This window comes from Candidatus Fermentibacter sp., from assembly GCA_030373045.1.
Classification (GTDB): Bacteria; Fermentibacterota; Fermentibacteria; order Fermentibacterales; family Fermentibacteraceae; genus Fermentibacter.
This window is the reverse complement of the sequence record JAUCPW010000038.1, coordinates 1-2,841: the sequence shown is the minus strand read 5'-3', so window position 1 is coordinate 2,841 and position 2,841 is coordinate 1. Positions and strand designations below refer to the sequence as shown.

Below are 2,841 nucleotides of genomic sequence, written 5' to 3'. Positions count from 1 at the left end.
TTCGGAACTCGTCGGCAGCGTCAGATGTGTATAAGAGACAGCGGCCCCGCCGGGCGCCTCTTCCGAAGAAGGGCCCGATGGACTGGAAACTCCTCCTCACAGTGTTCGGTACGGTCTTCCTGGCGGAGATCGGAGACAAGACGCAGCTCTCGACCATGCTCTACGCCGCCGGAGGCGGGAGCAGGCTCACGGTCTTCGTCGGCTCGGCCGCGGCGCTCGTCCTCTCCTCCGCCCTCGGGGTACTCGCCGGGGCCGCCCTGTCGAAGATCGTCCAGGGGCGCACTCTTTCCGTGATCGCAGGGATAGGCTTCATAGCCGTGGGCATCTGGGTCCTCGCGAAGCGCTGATGCGCTTGTGCCGGGAACCGCTCCGGCTAATGTTAGCTCGTCCGGGTGAGATGCACGCCCGTTCCGCCCGGGATCATTCCCCGGCAGGCGCGGGCCGTTCTGGGAGGATACCGGTCGAAACCGCACCGGGACGACGGAGGACTCTATGCTGAATCCATGGTTCTGGCTCGCACCCGCAGGCTCCGTACTCGCGCTCGTTGTCGCCTGGCTCTTCTACAGGAACATGATGGCCCAGGACGAGGGCACCCCGAGGATGGCCGCCATCGCCCTCGCGGTGCGCAAGGGTGCGATGGCCTACCTCAGGCAGCAGTACCGGGTCGTCACCGTCATCTTCCTCTGCCTGACGGCACTCTTCGCACTGATGGCCTACGTGCTGAAGGTGCAGAACGGATGGGTGCCGTTCGCGTTCATAACTGGCGGGTTCTTCTCCGGGCTGGCCGGTTTCTTCGGCATGAAGACCGCCACGTACGCCTCCGCCAGGACCGCCCATGCCGCCAGGCAGTCACTCGACAGGGGCCTCAGGCTCGCCTTCAGGAGCGGCGCGGTGATGGGCCTGGTGGTGGTCGGTCTGGCCCTTCTGGACATATCGGCCTGGTTCGTGATCCTCAACCAGTTCTATCCGCCCTCCGAGGGCCCGGGCTCGCTGGTGCTGATCACCACCACGATGCTGACCTTCGGGATGGGCGCCTCCACCCAGGCTCTCTTCGCCAGGGTAGGCGGCGGGATATTCACCAAGGCCGCCGACGTGGGCGCCGACCTGGTCGGCAAGGTCGAGGCGGGCATCCCCGAGGACGATCCCAGGAATCCGGCCACGATCGCGGACAACGTCGGCGACAACGTGGGCGATGTTGCCGGGATGGGAGCGGACCTCTACGAATCCTACTGCGGCGCGATCCTGGCCACGGCCGCCCTCGGGGCGACCGCGTTCTCGGCAGCCGGGGGCTCCGCACAGATGAACAGCGTGCTGGCGCCCATGATAATAGCCGGTATCGGCACGATCCTCTCCGTGATAGGGATGCTCATGGTCCGCACGAGGGAGGGGGCGACCCAGAAGCAGCTCCTCGGATCGCTGGCGCGGGGCGTGAACTCCAGCTCGATCCTGATCACCGTCATCTCCGCCGCCGTGCTGCATCTCCTCGGCCTCCCGAACGCCTGGGGAGTCTGGGGCTCGCTGGTCACCGGCCTCGTCGTGGGGATAGTCATAGGCAAGTCCACCGAATACTACACCTCGCACGGATACAGGCCGACGGTCGCGATCGCGGAACACGCCAGGACCGGGCCTGCCACCGTCATCATCTCCGGGATCGGGACGGGGCTGATCTCGACCGCCATCCCGGTGTCGATGGTCTCGATCGGCACGATCCTGTCGTTCCTCTTCTCTTCGGGATTCTCCTTCACGAACCTTTCCATGGGCCTCTACGGCATCGGTATCGCTGCAGTCGGCATGCTCTCCACCCTGGGCATCACCCTCGCTACCGACGCCTACGGGCCCATAGCCGACAACGCGGGCGGCAACGCCCAGATGGCCGGCCTCGAGAAGGAGGTCCGCGAGCGGACCGACGCCCTCGACGCCCTCGGGAACACCACGGCGGCTACGGGCAAGGGCTTCGCCATAGGTTCCGCGGCACTGACCGCTCTCGCCCTCCTCGCCTCGTATCTCGAGGAGATCAGGATCGGGATGGTCAGGATCGGCACCACCGCGTTCGAGGCCGGTGGCAGGACCGTCGACACCGCCTCCGCCACGCTCCAGGAACTGATGGCGCACTTCGACATACATCTCATGAATCCGCTGGTGCTGGTGGGGACCTTCATCGGCTCGATGATGGCCTTCCTGTTCTGCGGTCTCACCATGCAGGCCGTCGGCAGGGCCGCCGGGCGCATGGTCGAGGAGGTCCGCAGGCAGTTCGCCGAGAAGCCGGGGATCATGAGGGGCGAGGACGAGCCCGACTACGCCAGGTGTGTCGCCATCTCGACCCGCGGCGCACAGCACGAGATGGTCCTGCCCGCCTCCCTGGCCATCCTGGTCCCGATAGCGACAGGGATCATCCTCGGAGTCGGCGGGGTGATGGGGCTCCTTCTCGGGGGCGTGGCGGCCGGCTTCGTCCTGGCCATATTCCTGGCCAACTCGGGCGGCGCCTGGGACAATGCCAAGAAGTACGTCGAGGAGGGCAACCTGGGCGGCAAGGGGTCGGAGGCCCACAAGGCCACGGTCATAGGCGACACGGTCGGCGACCCGTTCAAGGATACCTCGGGGCCGAGCCTTAACATCCTCATCAAGCTGATGAGCATGGTCGCGATCGTCATGGCCGGCCTCACGGTGACGTTCCACTTGCTCTAGATGGCCATGAGGATCATCCGCCACCATGGCGGGTGATCGATATGGCCGGCCTCACGGTGACGTTCCACCTGCTCTAACAACAACAGCGCTCTGCCTGCCCGGAATGTGAAGAGCTGTCTCTTATACACATCTCCGAGCCCACGAGACAGCGCTGTG

The 2,841-nt window shown here is 65.7% G+C and carries 2 protein-coding genes; both read left to right on the top strand.

Annotated features, from left to right (window positions below):
* The first annotated feature begins 77 nt into the window (after nt 1-77).
* Nucleotides 78-347, top strand: coding sequence for a TMEM165/GDT1 family protein (locus QUS11_06990; protein ID MDM7993044.1), 270 nt, complete (start codon nt 78-80; stop codon nt 345-347).
* A 145-nt stretch (nt 348-492) separates the two neighbouring features.
* The gene (locus tag QUS11_06985; GenBank protein MDM7993043.1) at nt 493-2,685 is read left to right on the top strand and encodes a sodium-translocating pyrophosphatase; all 2,193 of its coding nucleotides are present in this window, start codon (nt 493-495) and stop codon (nt 2,683-2,685) included.
* Nucleotides 2,686-2,841 lie beyond the last annotated feature (156 nt).